This window comes from Rhodococcus sp. 27YEA15 (genome assembly GCF_049739425.1).
Taxonomy (GTDB): domain Bacteria; phylum Actinomycetota; class Actinomycetes; order Mycobacteriales; family Mycobacteriaceae; genus Rhodococcus_F.
The window spans coordinates 4,839,943-4,854,410 of sequence record NZ_JBMHHW010000001.1 but is presented as its reverse complement, the minus strand read 5'-3'; the positions used below and the strand labels follow the sequence as shown (position 1 = coordinate 4,854,410).

Annotated in this window: 12 protein-coding genes and 1 pseudogene; 7 read left to right on the top strand and 6 right to left on the bottom strand. The window is 62.6% G+C overall.

The features are described 5' to 3' along the window. Nucleotides 1-36: 36 nt before the first annotated feature. On the bottom strand, nt 37-336 hold the full coding sequence (locus ABH922_RS22760; RefSeq protein ID WP_424809080.1) for a LuxR C-terminal-related transcriptional regulator: 300 nt from the start codon (nt 334-336) through the stop codon (nt 37-39). A gap of 202 nt (nt 337-538) precedes the next feature. Between ABH922_RS22760 and ABH922_RS22755 the strand changes: the two genes are divergently transcribed. Further along, a complete protein-coding gene (locus ABH922_RS22755) occupies nt 539-4,384 on the top strand; it encodes a hypothetical protein (RefSeq protein WP_424809079.1) in 3,846 nt (1,281 codons plus the stop codon). A 46-nt stretch (nt 4,385-4,430) separates the two neighbouring features. Beyond that, the gene (locus tag ABH922_RS22750; RefSeq protein ID WP_424809078.1) at nt 4,431-4,886 is read left to right on the top strand and encodes a hypothetical protein; all 456 of its coding nucleotides are present in this window, start codon (nt 4,431-4,433) and stop codon (nt 4,884-4,886) included. Here ABH922_RS22750 and ABH922_RS22745 read toward each other — a convergent pair. Both ABH922_RS22745 and ABH922_RS22740 read right to left on the bottom strand, forming a co-directional pair. Further along, nucleotides 4,876-5,436: a GNAT family N-acetyltransferase gene (locus ABH922_RS22745; protein ID WP_424809077.1), complete on the bottom strand. Its 561-nt coding sequence runs from the start codon at nt 5,434-5,436 to the stop codon at nt 4,876-4,878. The two genes, ABH922_RS22750 and ABH922_RS22745, sit on opposite strands and share 11 nt — an antisense overlap. Beyond that, nucleotides 5,433-6,797, bottom strand: a complete 1,365-nt coding sequence (locus ABH922_RS22740; protein WP_424809076.1) for a hypothetical protein — start codon at nt 6,795-6,797, stop codon at nt 5,433-5,435. The genes ABH922_RS22745 and ABH922_RS22740 overlap by 4 nt, the downstream gene beginning before the upstream one ends. A gap of 198 nt (nt 6,798-6,995) precedes the next feature. Between ABH922_RS22740 and rpsF the strand changes: the two genes are divergently transcribed. The 5 genes from rpsF to dnaB all read left to right on the top strand — a co-directional run bounded on the left by rpsF (nt 6,996) and on the right by dnaB (nt 10,536). Beyond that, a complete protein-coding gene (gene rpsF / locus ABH922_RS22735; protein WP_424809075.1) occupies nt 6,996-7,283 on the top strand; it encodes a 30S ribosomal protein S6 in 288 nt (95 codons plus the stop codon). Nucleotides 7,284-7,348: 65 nt separating this feature from the next. Beyond that, nucleotides 7,349-7,873: a single-stranded DNA-binding protein gene (locus ABH922_RS22730; RefSeq protein ID WP_424809074.1), complete on the top strand. Its 525-nt coding sequence runs from the start codon at nt 7,349-7,351 to the stop codon at nt 7,871-7,873. Nucleotides 7,874-7,912: 39 nt separating this feature from the next. Beyond that, the gene (rpsR, locus tag ABH922_RS22725) at nt 7,913-8,155 is read left to right on the top strand and encodes a 30S ribosomal protein S18 (RefSeq protein ID WP_003941245.1); all 243 of its coding nucleotides are present in this window, start codon (nt 7,913-7,915) and stop codon (nt 8,153-8,155) included. A gap of 18 nt (nt 8,156-8,173) precedes the next feature. Further along, nucleotides 8,174-8,629: a 50S ribosomal protein L9 gene (gene rplI, locus ABH922_RS22720; RefSeq protein WP_424809073.1), complete on the top strand. Its 456-nt coding sequence runs from the start codon at nt 8,174-8,176 to the stop codon at nt 8,627-8,629. 512 nt (nt 8,630-9,141) lie between these two features. Further along, complete coding sequence (dnaB, locus tag ABH922_RS22715; RefSeq protein ID WP_424809072.1) at nt 9,142-10,536, top strand: replicative DNA helicase; 1,395 nt, start codon at nt 9,142-9,144, stop codon at nt 10,534-10,536. Between the two features lie 220 nt (nt 10,537-10,756). Here dnaB and ABH922_RS22710 read toward each other — a convergent pair whose 3' ends face one another. From ABH922_RS22710 to ABH922_RS22700, 3 genes and pseudogenes are all read right to left on the bottom strand, one after another. Continuing rightward, a complete protein-coding gene (locus tag ABH922_RS22710) occupies nt 10,757-12,085 on the bottom strand; it encodes a beta-propeller fold lactonase family protein (RefSeq protein ID WP_424809071.1) in 1,329 nt (442 codons plus the stop codon). A gap of 398 nt (nt 12,086-12,483) precedes the next feature. After that, nucleotides 12,484-12,771 (bottom strand): annotated as a pseudogene (locus tag ABH922_RS22705) (acyl-CoA dehydrogenase); the annotation flags it as partial. Nucleotides 12,772-13,519: 748 nt separating this feature from the next. Then, nucleotides 13,520-14,467 carry a hypothetical protein gene (locus tag ABH922_RS22700; RefSeq protein ID WP_424809070.1) on the bottom strand — a complete coding sequence of 316 codons (948 nt, stop codon included), beginning with the start codon at nt 14,465-14,467 and terminating at the stop codon, nt 13,520-13,522. Nucleotide 14,468 lies beyond the last annotated feature (1 nt).

The window sequence follows — 14,468 nt, the reverse complement described above, 5'->3', positions numbered from 1 at the left end:
GCATGAAATCAGACGGTTTGGTCGGTTAGTTACCGGTCACCACTGGTCGAGCGTTGTATGTCCGTCCTGGATTGCGCGCGCGAACAGGGCGGATTTGGTGGAGGCAGGTCGCCCGACGTCGTTGTACTTCGTTCTGATGCGGGTGATGTGTGTGTTGATCGTTCCGATTCCCAGTCCGAGTTTCTGGGCGGCGTCGCGTTTGGTGTCCGAACGAAGCCAGGTGAGTAGAACTTCGATTTCGCGGGGACTCAACCGTGGTACTCGATCGACTGTCCGGTGGTGTCCGATACGAACCAGATTTCCCTGGACGGTTTGTGTGGCATGTAGTAATTCCATGGTGGGCGGGCACCTTTCGGCTCGGGAGAGAGGCGGTGGGATTCGGCGACTGTGGTGGCCCGTGGCTGCGGACGATTCGACGCTCGATGAACGGCTCTCCGATCATTGCGCCCGACGCTGCCGAAATTCGGCCCACGGACAATGCCGATACACACTCCGTACACCGAACACTTCGTGAGCTGCGCGGATACAGTCACTCGTTATGCCGTCGAAGTCGGATCTTTCCGAAAGCAGCAATGTCGATCCCGCTGCAATCGAGTCACGAGCCCAGTTCGCGGAGGACCTCACCCATGTTCGAGTGGCCGCCGGGCTGACCATCCGCGATGCGGTCGAACGGTCGGGTGGTCTGCACGGCACCGTCAGCGGATGGTTCTCCGGCCGGCATCTGCCGACACGAGCGAGCACCCCGATGTTTCTGGCGGTTCTCACGGTGTGTGGTGTCGAATCGGAGATCGAACAGCAGCGTTGGGTCAGCGCGGCCGACCGCGTCCGCACACTGACGGCCAGGCGACGAGGCGGGACAACTGTCCCCTACCGAGGTCTCGAACCGTTCCGGCAGAAGGATTCGGACTGGTTTTTCGGTCGCGACGAACTCACCGAAGTTCTGGCCCGGCGGGTGGCGTCGGCGATATGTGGCGAAGGCCGTCGGCAGTTCATGGTCATCGGAGCGTCGGGTTCGGGAAAGTCGTCGTTGCTGCGGGCGGGTCTCGCGGCGAAAATAGCCGGCAGCGATTCCCGGTTCGACGGGTGGCGAGTGGAAACATTGCAACCGGGTTCCGGACCTGTGCCTGCGACGCTCGGCCGCGAGCCCACAGTCCTGATCGTCGATCAATTCGAGGAGCTGTGGACGCAGTGCGATCAGGATCAACGCGCAGAGTTCCTGCACGTTCTCCTGCGGCTCGACGAAAACGCCGTCGTCGTGATCGGGATGCGCGCCGATTTCTACGGATCGGCGGCGTCGGAACCGGCACTGCTTCCGTTGCTGGACGATTCCCCGATGGTGGTCGGTCCACTGACCGAGGAGCAGTTGCGCGAGGTGATCGTCGAACCGGCGCACAAGGCCGGGATGTCCGTGCAGAACGAACTGGTCCAGTTGCTGGTGAGCGAGTTGACTCCGCGCGGTTCGCATTCCGCGAGCGATCCGGGTGCGTTGCCGTTGCTCTCACACGCGCTGTTGGGGACGTGGCATCGTTCGATGCGCAAGACTTTGACCGTTTCCGACTACTACGCCACCGACGGGATCGCAGGAGCCGTTCAGCAGAGTGCGGAGGAAGTGTATTCGGAGCTGACAGGGCGCCAGCAGCAATTGGCGCGCCGGATCTTCCTGCGATTGGTCAACGTCGACGAAGCCACACAGACCCGTCGACGTGCGCCGAGGACCGAACTGTTCCACGGTGACGACGTCGACGACGTGAACACCGTCGTGGACCTCTTCGCGTCACGTCGGCTTCTCACTGTTGCCGAGGAGACGGTGGAGGTCTCGCACGAGGTTTTACTGTCGGCATGGAGTCGGCTGCGGAATTGGATAGATTCCGATCGTGCCGGGTTGGCGGTGCACCGCAGGTTCACGTACTCGGCGCAGGCGTGGGAAGACAGTGGCCGAGATCCCAGTGCGTTGATGGGGACGGCCAGGCTCCAGCTGACGGAGGAGTGGCTGAGTTCGGGTGAGGTGGGCCTCGATCCGGAACCTGGAGCCACCCGTGCAGCCGACCTCAATACGGCCGAACGTGAGTTCCTGGCATCGAGCATCGTGCATCGCGAACAGCAGGAGAACGAGGCGCAGCGCCGCACGCGCCTGCTGCGCCGACTGGTCTCCGCGCTGGCCACGGCATCCGTGATTGCCCTCGTGCTTGCCGTTGTGGCCACGATCGCGGGCATCGGCGCCAATCGTCAGCGCGTCGTGGCGAACACGGCCCGTGACGAGGCGATGTCGCGTCAGGTTGCCACTGCGGCCGTTCGTATGCGCGAGCAGGACCCCTCCCTTGCCGCGCAACTAGCATTGGCGGCGTTCGAGGTCGACCAGACCACCGAGGCGCGCTCGGTGCTACTGGATGCGTCCGGTGTTCATGCTCCGACGCGGCTGGTCGGTCCGCCCGGCGCCATGAAGGCTCGCATCAATCCGACGGGAACCGTTGTTGCCGCGGCGAGTTCGGACAGAAAGGTAAGGCTGTACCCGGTTGTCGACGGTGTTGCGTCGGCGTCGCCGCTCTCGGAGTTCGTCGGGGTGACGGACGGATCGCCGCTGTATGCGGTCTCGTTCAGCCCGAACGGGCGTCTGTTGGCTACCGGCGGCGTCGGCGGCGGCGCATTGTGGAATGTGTCGGATCCGAAGAATCCGGTGCGTGGCATTTTGCCCGTCGACGCCGATCACGTGGTGCAGGATCTGGAATTCAGCCCGGACGGTTCGAAGCTGATCGCAGGTACGTCGACACCGGACGTGTTGCGTTGGAACGTCACCGGTTCCGCGGAGGCCGTCGCACTGCCTTCGTACCCGCATCCGGCGACAGGAGTTGCGACGGCGACATTCAGCCCGGACGGTCGGCTGCTCGTTGCCGGTGGGCGCCAGAGCACGCTGCGGGTGTGGGACGTCGCGAAGTGGGAAGATCCATCTGCTGCACCACTTTTCGCAGCCGATCCGGACGGCACCAGCAATCACTATCTCGGAGTGGCGTTCAGTCCGGACGGTCGTGAGCTGGCCGCCGGTACGACGGGTCGTGAAGTTGCGCGTTGGGACATGACCGATCCAGTTCGTCCGCGTCCGCTACCGGCACTGCCCGGGTTTGCCAGCTACGTCAACGAACTCAACTACAGCAAGGACGGAACCCGGCTCGCTGCCGGAAGTTCCGACAACTCGGTGCGGATCTGGGATCCCCGGACGGGTGAGCTGATCGAGGTTCTGCCGGACGTCGGTGCGATCACGACGGTGGACTACAGCGAGGACGGGCGGATTCTCGTCACCGGCGGTCTGAGTGGGGTGACCCGGGTGTGGTCGATGCCTGGGCCGGTATGGGCCGGTGCGCGAGATACGATCTTCACCAGTCCTTTCTCCGCTGACGGATCACGTCTACTGGCCGGTGTCGGTGCGAGGGGTGGTGCGATGCAGGCGTGGAACACCGAAGACTTGGAGCGTCCGATCCTGATGCCGGACATGGCTCCCCTCGCCGACGACCGTCTCACCGGTGCATCGGCCCTGTCAGCCGACGGAACCTTGGCAGTGGCGGGTACCGCGAACGGGGGTGCCTACCTGTGGAATCTGAGCGATCCGTCGGCTCCGAAGCTTTACAGTCCGCCGCAGTCGTATGTGGAGGGCATCGTCGCGGTAGTGACCCTCGATCGCTTGGGGACACTGTTGGCGGTGTCCTCGCAGGACGACAACTATTTCGCTCTGGTGGATGTGGCCGATCCGACTGCACCGAAGCAACTCTCGTCGATCGATGCCGGATCGTATCCGCAGATGATGGCGTTTCGGCCCAACTCGCCGATACTGGCGATCGCGAACGCGAAGAACGACGTCGATCTCTGGGACGTTTCCGACCGCGCCGCACCGCGAGTCATCTCTACTGTGGGCGGATTCGAAAGTTATGCCCAGGCTGTCACGTTCAGCCCCGACGGCACGTTGATGGCCGCCGGGAGCGCAGATCACAAAGTGGTGGTGTGGAATGTGAATGATCCGTCGTCGCCGGTGTTGGCGGCGCGCCTCGACGGACCGGAGGGTGCGATCTATTCGGTGTCGTTCAACAAAGCCGGCGATCGTCTGTCGGCTGGTGTGAGCGACGGATCGGTGTGGCTGTGGGACGTGGCCGACCCGACGGCGCCGCAGCGTTTTGCCCAGTTGACGGCCACACAGCTTCGAATCAACGACGCTCAGTTCGCAGGCCCGGCCGATATGATCGCCGGTAGCGGGCCCGACAAGAAGATTCGCCTCTGGTGGACGGATCCGTCTGCTGTGGCGGCCCGGATCTGCGCCTCCACCGGAACTCTCATCACGGAGAAGGAGTGGGAGCGTTATCTTCCCGGAGTTCCCTATCGTAATGTCTGCATCAGGTGAGTAACGGGATCTCGTCGACGGGGACCGGATCGAGGAAGGGGCGGACGTGGAGGTAGCCGAACTGTTGGCTGTCATCGAGAAGTTGCCGGCTGAGCAACCGGTGACCGACGAATTCGAGGGGCGTGGCACGGCGGGGACGGTATGGTACTCCTCGCAGAAGCAGCACCTGCTCGGTTTCTGGGGTGAGTACAACACTCCCGGCACCTACAACCGAAAGTACACGACCCACGATGCGAAGTTCGCATACAACCATCTGCGTTGCGCGCCTGGCCTTCTCTGGCTTGCGGAGGCGCTGGGGGAGGACCGGGCAGTGCTCGAGCGTGGGGTAGAGGCGATCGTGGCGGCCGGACCCAACGGGTCGTCGAGATGCGCGGCATTCCGAATGGTTGTTCCGTGGTCGCGGATCGAGTCGCTGATCGATTCCGGAGAGTACGTGAAGCCGTCCGGAATCGGCTCTGTCGCGAGATCTCTGACCACCCGACTGCGCCGAGCTATCGGGTGATCGACGGCCAGTCGTCGTCGGTCATCGAGAACAGGGCGGTGGTCCGCCAGCTGCCGTCGGCGCGCTGACGGTGTTTGCGGAGCAGACCCTCGAATCGTGCTCCCAGCTTTGTGATGGCCGCCCGGGACTGCTCGTTGAACTCGTCGGTGTGCCATTCCACGCGTACCGCGCCGAGGGTGTCGAAGGCATGGCTGAGTAGCAGCATCTTCGATTCGCGATTGAACCCCGTCCCCTGCACGGATCGCGAGATCCAGGTGTAACCGATCGCGAGACTTCGGTGAACCGGCGCGATCTGGTACAGCGACGTGGTACCCACCAGGATGCCGGTGCGGGTGTCGAACTGTGCCAGTGCGACTCGGGTGGAATCGCCGGTTGCGGCCTCGATGTACGCGACCGCGTCGTCGACGCCGGTGATCGGCGCTGACGTCCAGCGAAAGATGACGGGGTCGTCGGCGGCTGCCGCCAGCGCCGGAGCGTGCTCGGGGAGCAGTGGTTGCAGGCGAACTCGGGTGCCGCTCAGCGTCGGGGCGTCGAACCAATCGATGGTCATGGTGTCGTCGCTTTCTCCGGCGTGCGTACGTTCGCCGCAATCGACCTTTCGGAGTCCGCGTCACCTGCCCCGGCCAGGGGATAGCGAAGCGGCACCCGAAGGAAGAGGAAGAAGAAGACAGCCAGCAACACCACGTGGCCCCAGACGCTGGCCTGCACCACGGCCTCGTACTTGCTCGGCTCGTATTCCATGTCGAGTTGGTAGAAGTACCGGAAGATCCCGACGCCCAATGCGGCGTCGGCGATCAGGTAGGCCACGATCCAGAACCATCGGATGCGCAGCAACACCAGAAACGGCAGCAGCCACAGCGTGTACTGCGGCGAGTTCACCTTGTGCAGCAAGAGGAATCCGCACAGCATCGCAGCGCTGACGGCAATCCAGGGGAAATAGCCGTCCCGCAGGTAGCGTCGCCACCCGAGATAGACGGCTAGCGCGAACGATGCCAGGACCGTCACCGGTGACAGGATGCCGACCATCGAATCGTAGTCCGAGTTCAGTTCGCGTACGCCGAAGCCGTAGAACGGTCGAAGTCCCCAGAACCACAACGAGTTGGTGGTGATGTCCGCACTGCGGTTCTCCTGGAAGCTGAACGACGCACGCCAGCCCTCGTAGGAGATCAGGACGAACGGGAGGTTCACCAGTACCACGGTGGCGACGGCAGCAGCGCCTGTCATGACCGCACCGCGGACGTCGTAGCGTTTGTCGTCCCGGCCGCGCGTGAGCACGTACACCATCAGTGGCAGCACGAAAATGCCCGGATACAGCTTGAGGCAGAATCCGATCGCCAGAATCACCGCGGCTGCTATTGCGCGTATCCGCAACGGAATTCGTTCGAAGGTCATCAGAAAGATCGCGCCGACGCTGGTAGCGACGACGGGCAGCTCCCAGTTGTGGAAGGAATACAGCACCAGCGGCGGCGTCGCCGACCACACCAGCGCATACGCCCCGCTCATCCGGCCGAGCATCCAGGCGGTGGCCAACCCGAACGGTGCCAGGATCAGCGCCGAGTGCAGCAGGAAGTCCGCGTCGGTGTGCGAACCGATTCCGCCCAGCCACATCAGGATTCCGCTGAGTACCGGATACTCGACGGTGCCGCCGAACAGGAAGCCCTCGGGTGTGATCCCGCCGGTGACGAAGGGGAACAGATGCTGGTCGATGCCGCGGCCGAGCCACAGCAGCTGGATGTCGGAGTAGCAGACGTTCAGGTTCTTGTCGGTGTCGAAGACGAGGCTCCGACCGTCGGCTGCGAACGGCGCCCCGGCGCATCGGGCCTTGTTGGCATAGCCGAACGCCATGGCCAGCCCACACAGGCCCACGACCAATGCCAGGATCGACGTGGAAGTCCTGCGGTCGGTTCGCATGACAGCCACCCTAGGGGTAGAAGGTGCACCCATGGGGTCGGCAAGCGTGGGCTTCGAACAGTTGGGTGGCATGAGTGACGCGATTTCGCAGGTCAGGGGCACCTCGTGTAACCTACGAGGGTTGCTGACGCAACGACCCTCCTGCCACGGATCGTCCGTGGCCGTTTTCACTCAGTCCACAGGAGGTGATGAGGTCTTATGCGTCATTACGAATTGATGGTCATCCTTGACCCCAGCCTGGACGAGCGCACTGTCGCTCCTTCACTGGATACGTTCCTCAATGTTGTGCGCCAGCAGGGCGGCACCATCGACAAGGTCGATGTCTGGGGCAAGCGTCGTCTCGCCTACGAAATCCTCAAGAACGCCGAGGGTATCTACGCGGTCATCGACATCAACGCCACGCCTGCCACCGTCGCCGAACTCGATCGTCAGCTCGGTCTGAACGAGTCGGTTCTGCGTACGAAGGTTCTGCGCCACAACAAGTGATTTCTGTCAGCACCGAGCTCTAGGCTCGATGCCAACGGACTTACACCAACTGCAGGAGGAACCACATGGCTGGCGACACCATCATCACCGTCATCGGAAACCTGACGGCTGATCCTGAGCTTCGCTTCACCCCGGCGGGTGCCGCGGTTGCAAACTTCACGGTTGCTTCCACGCCCCGCACCTTCGACCGTAATTCCAACGAATGGAAAGACGGCGATGCACTGTTCATGCGCTGCAACATCTGGCGCGAAGCAGCCGAGAACGTCGCGGAAAGCTTGACCCGAGGTTCACGAGTCATCGTGAGCGGTCGGCTCAAGCAGCGTTCGTACGAAACTCGTGAGGGCGAAAAGCGAACCGTCGTCGAGCTCGAGGTTGACGAAATCGGTCCTTCACTGAAGTACGCCACGGCCAAGGTCAACAAGGCCAACCGTGGCGGCGGCGGTGGGGGAGGCAACTTCGGAGGTTCCTCCGGCGGATCCGGTGGCGGACGTCCCGCCGCTGCACCTTCGGGTGGAGACGATCCTTGGGGCAGTGCGCCTCAGGCTTCGGGCTCCTTCGGTGGCGGCAGCAGCGACGAACCGCCGTTCTGATCCGTACCTGATCAGGAACATTCAGAAAAGAGCAAAGACATGCCGAAGCCGCCGTTGCGCGACAAGGTTATGAAGAAGAAGGTCTGCACCTTCTGCAAGGAAAAGAACACGCAGATCAACTACAAGGACACGACGTTGCTGCGTAAGTACGTCAGCGATCGCGGAAAGATCCGTGCTCGTCGTGTCACCGGCAATTGCGTCCAGCACCAGCGCGACGTTGCCATTGCCGTCAAGAACTCACGTGAGGTAGCACTGCTGCCTTACGCCACCGTGGCTCGCTAAGGAAAGGGAGGAAAGAACATGAAGCTCATCCTCACCGCTGACGTGGACAACCTCGGTGCGCCTGGCGACACCGTGGAGGTCAAGGACGGTTACGGCCGTAACTACCTGCTCCCCCGCGGACTGGCAATCGTCGCTACCCGTGGCGCCGAGAAGCAGGTCGAGGGCATCCGTCGTGCACAGGAAGCGCGCGCTGTGCGCGGCCTGGATCACGCCAAGGAGCTCAAGGCCACCATCGAGGCTCTCGAATCCGTAAACCTGTCGGTCAAGACCGCCGGTGGTTCGGGCAAGCTCTTCGGTTCCGTCACCGTTGCCGACGTCGCTGCTGCGATCAAGGCTGCCGGCGGACCGGTCGTCGACAAGCGCAGCATCGCGTTGCCGAAGGCTCACATCAAGAACACGGGCAAGCATGCCGTGGTCGTGAACCTGCACCCCGACGTGGTTGCCAAGTTCACCCTGAACGTCGTCGGCGCGTAGTCGACAAGTTCTTCTCGTCGGGCCCCGCATTCCATTCGGAGTGCGGGGCCCGACGTTGTTGCGGGTGGGGTCGATCTACTCGAATTTCACCTGTTCGAAGTATTGACAAGCCTGGGGATAACTAGAGTGTCCAGCCTCACTTCCCCCGCAAATCCGGCGGTTCAACACGCCCGAATTTGCGACGCGCCGACGGTGGAAAAAGTATTTCTATCAACAGGCTTGTGAATTATGGAACATGCAGTGAACTGGGCTTTCTCGAGAATGCGCTGTAGTTGTCCCCAGGTTCTCCACAGGCGGTGCACACTTCGATTCAGGAGTTTCCACAATTCATCCACAGAGTTGTCCACAACTCGGTTTGTGCAGCGACGTTTTGGTCCCTAACGTCATCTCGGCGTCTGTCTACGAGCAGGTCGTTCGAGGCCCCCGCACTGTCGGGAGTGGCGGGTACAAAGGATGAGGGCGTCGAGATTTCGGGCGACGCCGTCGAGCATGACTTGAGGAAGGTTGTTCTGGTGGCTGTTGTAGACGATCGAGGCCATTCGGACGATTATCCCGGTCCTCCCGACAACGAGCCGGAGCAGGAATTCGGGCGTCAGCCACCACAAGATCTGGTGGCGGAGCAGTCCGTTCTCGGCGGCATGATGCTCAGTAAGGATGCCATCGCCGACGTCCTGGAGGTGCTGCGACCCGGAGACTTCTACCGCCCCGCCCACCAGTCCGTCTACGACGTAATCCTCGATCTCTACAGCCGTGGTGAGCCCGCCGACCCGGTGACCGTCTCTGCCGAGCTGGACCGCCGTGGCGAGCTCCGTCGTATCGGTGGTGCGTCCTATCTGGTGACACTCACCCAGACCGTGCCCACCGCCGCCAATGCCGGCTTCTACGCCGAGATCATCGCGGAGAAATCGGTGCTCCGACGCCTCGTCGATGCGGGCACCCGCATCGTGCAGTACGGCTACGCGGGCACCGAAGGTCAGGACGTCGCCGAGGTCGTCGACCGTGCCCAGGCCGAGATATTCGAGGTCACCGAGCGCCGCACCACCGAAGACTTCGTGCCCCTCACCGAGCTTCTGCAACCCACGATGGACGAGATCGACTCCATCGCCAGCCGAGGTGGTCTGTCCCTCGGTGTGCCCACCGGATTCAAGGACCTCGACGAGATCACCAACGGGCTGCACCCCGGTCAGATGATCATCGTCGCGGCGAGACCTGGAGTCGGGAAATCGACCCTGGGAATGGATTTTTTGCGAAGTTGTTCCATCACGCACGGCATGGCCAGTGTCATGTTCTCACTCGAAATGAGTAAAACCGAGATCGTCATGCGCCTGCTGTCTGCAGAGGCGAAGATCAAGCTCGGTGACATGCGCTCAGGCAAGATGACCGACGACGACTGGACCAAGCTTGCGCGCCGTATGAGCGAGATCAGTGAAGCACCGTTGTTCATCGACGATTCCCCCAACCTCACGATGATGGAAATCCGCGCAAAAGCGCGGCGGCTCAAGCAGAAACACGACATCAAGCTGATCGTCATCGACTACCTGCAGCTGATGAGCTCCGGCAAAAAAGTCGAGTCACGTCAGCAAGAAGTTTCCGAATTCTCGCGTAGCCTCAAGCTTTTGGCGAAAGAGCTCGAAGTGCCGGTGGTGGCGATCTGCCAGCTCAACCGTGGCCCCGAGCAGCGTACCGACAAGCGTCCGCAGGTCGCCGACCTTCGTGAATCGGGCTCATTGGAGCAGGACGCCGACATGGTAATCCTGCTCTACCGCCCCGACGCGACTGAGCGCGACGATCCCCGTGGTGGTGAAGCCGACCTGATTCTCGGTAAACACCGTAACGGCCCGACTGCGACAATCACTGTGGCGCACCAGCTTCACCTCTCGAAGTTCGTGGATATGGCCCGCGGATAGAAATTTGCCGCCATTGCCTGATGATGATGAGACAAAAATCGGACACCATGAAAATTGGAGATGAATATCTGCGGTTATGCAGATGTGAGATACATGCGGGCTGGATCTTCCTACCGGTGCATGCCCTGACGCCGGGTGTGAAGGACGGTGGCCGCTCACCCTGTGTTGCGGGGTGAGCGGCCACGGTGTGGGTGTGGTGATGGGGTCAGGAATTCCGGTTCTATGACCCGAATATTCCGGACCCGAATTCGAGGGATCCGGTGGGGGTTGTGGTGGTGTCGGTGATGTCGAGGACTACCGGTAGTTCTGCGTCGTCGCCGATGCCGTTGGTGGCGGTGACGGTGAATTCGAATTGGCCTGCGGTGGTGGGGGTTCCGGAGAGCTCACCGGTTGGGGAGAGGGTCAGGCCGTCCGGTAGGTGGCCGGAGGTGATGGTCACGGTCGGGTCGGGTTGGCCGGTGACGGTGAAGGTGTACCGGTAGGGCTGGTCGAGTGCCGCGGTGGTGGGGGTTCCGCTCAGTGTCGGCGCCCGGTCGATCGCGATGACCGACACCGAGTTACTGATCCGGTTGGCGATGTAGGCGCGGTTCCCGTCCGGGGTGATCGCCACCCCGATCGGACTTGCGCCGACGGTGATGGGGTTGCCGATGGTGGTGCCTGAGGCGGTGTCGATCACCGACACCGAGTTGCCGCCCTGGTTGGTGACGTAGGCACGGTTCCCGTCGGGGGTGATCGCCACCGAGCTCGGATTTGCGCCGACGGTGATGGGGTTGCCGATGGTGGTGCCTGAGGCGGTGTCGATCACCGACACCGAGTGGCCGTTCAAGTTGGTGACGTAGGCGCGGTTCCCGTTCGGGGTGAACGCCACCCCGAACGGGGCGGCGCCGACGGGGATGGGGTTGCCGATGGTGGTGCCTGAGGCGGTGTCGATCACCGACACCGAGCTGCCGTTCAAGTTGGTGACGTAGGCGCGGTTCCCGTTCGGGGTGAACGCCACCCCGAACGGGGCGGCGCCGACGGGGATGGGGTTGCCGATGGTGGTGCCCGAGGCGGTGTCGATCACCGACACCGAGCTGCCGCCCTGGTTGGTGACGTAGGCGCGGTTCCCGCCCGGGGTGATCGCCACCGAGTGCGGGCTTGAGCCGACCGTGATGGGGTTGCCGATGATGGTGCCCGAGGCGGTGTCGATCACCGACACCGAGTCGCTGCCCCAGTTGGTGACGTAGGCGCGGTTCCCGTCCGGGGTGATCGCCACCCCGACCGGATTGCTGCCGACGGGGATGGGGTTGCCGATGGTGGTGCCTGAGGCGGTGTCGATCACCGACACCGAGTTGCCGGCATTGTTGGTGACGTAGGCACGGTTCCCGTCCGGGGTGATCGCCACCCCGAACGGGGCGGCGCCGACCGTGATGGGGTTGCCGATAACGGTGTCGGCTGATGCTGCACTCGTCCCGGTGACCACTGCAGCGACCGACAGGGCGGCGGCACTGAGGGTCGCGGCGAGTCGGACCCGCCACCGCGGTGAAGGTGATCGATCAACAACAGTCATGACAAGCGTGCCCTCCCGGTGCAGTCCACACCCGCTCCGGGTGCGCAGCAGCTCACAGTCGTAAGCCCCGCAAAGAAACATAACGCACATTCACCCCGAAACGGGCGAGCGGGGATGTGCTCCAGCGGCGGATGGAACGAAGCGGCCCCCGGGGTTCGTCAAAGCCTTTGAGGTCTGCTGTACCGGCAGACCGAAACGAACTCGGCCACATCGGATGCAGATGACCCGATAAGGAAGGGCGTGCCCAACTTGAAATGCCTCGCCCTCGATGTCAAAGCTTGTCTCATCGGAGCCGTTTTCGCAGGTACTTGCTCACCGTTCGGCTGGATCCAAGGATCGTTGTCGAAGCCGACGTAGTCATCCGCTGTTGCGGCACGCAGTTTTTCCTCCACGAATCAGTAGTGGGTACGCAGAATATGCGCGACGATCGGATCGGCTTCTGCCAGATCTATGATGACACTGAACAGTTCTCGAATGCTCAGACCTCCGCCGCCGATACTTGCCGGAAGCCTCAGCGCGCCGAACCCTGCGTTGCGTAGCAGTTCGATCTGTTCGAATGGATTCTCGTCCGTGAGATCGCGGGCGCTTGCTGCCTCGACAATGCCGGCCAACGGCTTGCGGTACTCGGGCGTTCCGGGTACGACGACACATGCTCGCTCGCCTGTAGATGTCGTGTCAACAGACATTGGTCGAAGTGACTGGTCATGCGGACGCAACCGAAAGCAGATCGCATCGCCGACAGAGTGAACCTTGTATGCAAATGGAGCATAGGAAAGGCTCACGCGTTCTCGCTGCCTGGTGGGTTGGTGCGATTTCTCGTTCCGGTTGTCGAGGTACTTCGAGCACCGATGTTCGACCGATGGCATCCACTCTCGATGTGCCACGATGTACCCGGCGAGCCTGTCGGTAATCAGTATCCTTGGCAACTGGTCCTACTTATGCAACAGCGTGCCGAAGAAACGTTTCGCTGCCGTCGCATTGCGTCGTGACTGGACCGCGACGTCAAGGACGTTTTTTTCCGATCGACCTGCCGTCCCGCCACAGATACTTCCGGATGCCGCCGATCTTGACTGACACCTCGTCCAGAAACCATGGGTCGCCGGGTCAGGGAGCGCGGCGACGCAGGACATACGCGTATTCGGGCCTGAACGTCGCACACGATGTACCGATCGCCTCGTGCGAGACGACGATGCCGTGGCGAGCATCAGTTCCGTGACGTCGCGCGAGCTCAACGCGATGTAGTACAGCCGCGCGCAGTGCGCGATGATCTCCGCAGGGCAGTGATACCGCTTGCGCAACGACCGCACCGCATCCACTCTCATTTCGTCGCCGCGACTCATCTGATCAGCATCCCTGACCCACGGCCCAGTTGATTTGACAGAGCCCTGCCGTCTACGGTGTGGGATGACTAATCGTCATTCCGCACAGCAGATTTCAGCGTAGCGATTCGATTAGGCCTTGTTTGCGAGCTTTCGCCAGCCCGCGCCGCGCCAGGAAACCGTTGGCCAGCAACAGGACCGTCTTGTTCGCGGGGGCTCTGAACCCGGCCTCGGTGTGCGGCGCGTAATGTGCCTCGGTGCCAGTGGTGTGGAGCCATCCAGTGTTCTGACGGGTCTCGAGGCCGACGAGCTGGGTTCCGTACGAGTGCGCGAGCAGTCCGGCTCGGCGGCCACCGGACGGCACGCAGGCCGGCACCTGCAGTCGCACACCGTCGGCGTCGGCCCCGGTCACCGTGACCGGCACGATCATCGGATACTGATCCGCGTCTTGATAGGCGAGTAACCGGTGGGGCAGCTTCGCCGCGCGCTTGCCGGTTCGTTCCGCGTCGACCCGCGGGCCTGTGCCTTTCTTCGGTGGCTCTTGCGACGCGGCGGCGGCACCGGGCAATGGCGCACCAAACACCTCAGGCTCACCGTCGCCGTTGAGCGAGGGCCAGGCCACGACCCGTGTGACGTTCACTGTCACCAGCACTCGGTCCTCGTGGTACGCGCGCAGCCACCGGTCCCAGAACCATCCGTGTCTTGCCGCACCAAGATACGGCTTCGAACGCACCCCGACCTCGGCGAGCGTCGCGGGATCGGGATGCGGGTCGAATCGTGCTTCACCCTGCACCAGGACGAATCGTGGCGCAGCGCTGGAGTTTATGCCGTGTTCGCGGGCGTGGTATGCCAGCGTGACCCGTGGATTCTCTTTGATACGTTCGAGTTTGCGGCCGAAACCGAGTGAGGTGGTAAATCCGGCCGTGCCGCGTTCTCGATCGCGTAGCCCAATCGGTGCTACGGCCGTCACCACCGCTCCGCCGGCCGGGGTGGTGTAGGCGACCCCGCAGGTGAGGTCGCTGCCGATGATGTCGTCGATTTCGTCTGGCCACATTACGTGCATG

Coding starts and splice junctions, on each gene's coding strand:
- ABH922_RS22730 (WP_424809074.1), top strand. CDS start 7,349: ATGGCTGGCGACACCATCATCACCGTCATCGGAAACCTGACGGCTGAT.
- ABH922_RS22710 (WP_424809071.1), bottom strand. CDS start 12,085: ATGACTGTTGTTGATCGATCACCTTCACCGCGGTGGCGGGTCCGACTC.
- rpsR (WP_003941245.1), top strand. CDS start 7,913: ATGCCGAAGCCGCCGTTGCGCGACAAGGTTATGAAGAAGAAGGTCTGC.
- ABH922_RS22740 (WP_424809076.1), bottom strand. CDS start 6,797: ATGCGAACCGACCGCAGGACTTCCACGTCGATCCTGGCATTGGTCGTG.
- rpsF (WP_424809075.1), top strand. CDS start 6,996: ATGCGTCATTACGAATTGATGGTCATCCTTGACCCCAGCCTGGACGAG.
- ABH922_RS22760 (WP_424809080.1), bottom strand. CDS start 336: ATGGAATTACTACATGCCACACAAACCGTCCAGGGAAATCTGGTTCGT.
- ABH922_RS22745 (WP_424809077.1), bottom strand. CDS start 5,436: ATGACCATCGATTGGTTCGACGCCCCGACGCTGAGCGGCACCCGAGTT.
- ABH922_RS22700 (WP_424809070.1), bottom strand. CDS start 14,467: ATGCACGTAATGTGGCCAGACGAAATCGACGACATCATCGGCAGCGAC.
- rplI (WP_424809073.1), top strand. CDS start 8,174: ATGAAGCTCATCCTCACCGCTGACGTGGACAACCTCGGTGCGCCTGGC.
- ABH922_RS22755 (WP_424809079.1), top strand. CDS start 539: ATGCCGTCGAAGTCGGATCTTTCCGAAAGCAGCAATGTCGATCCCGCT.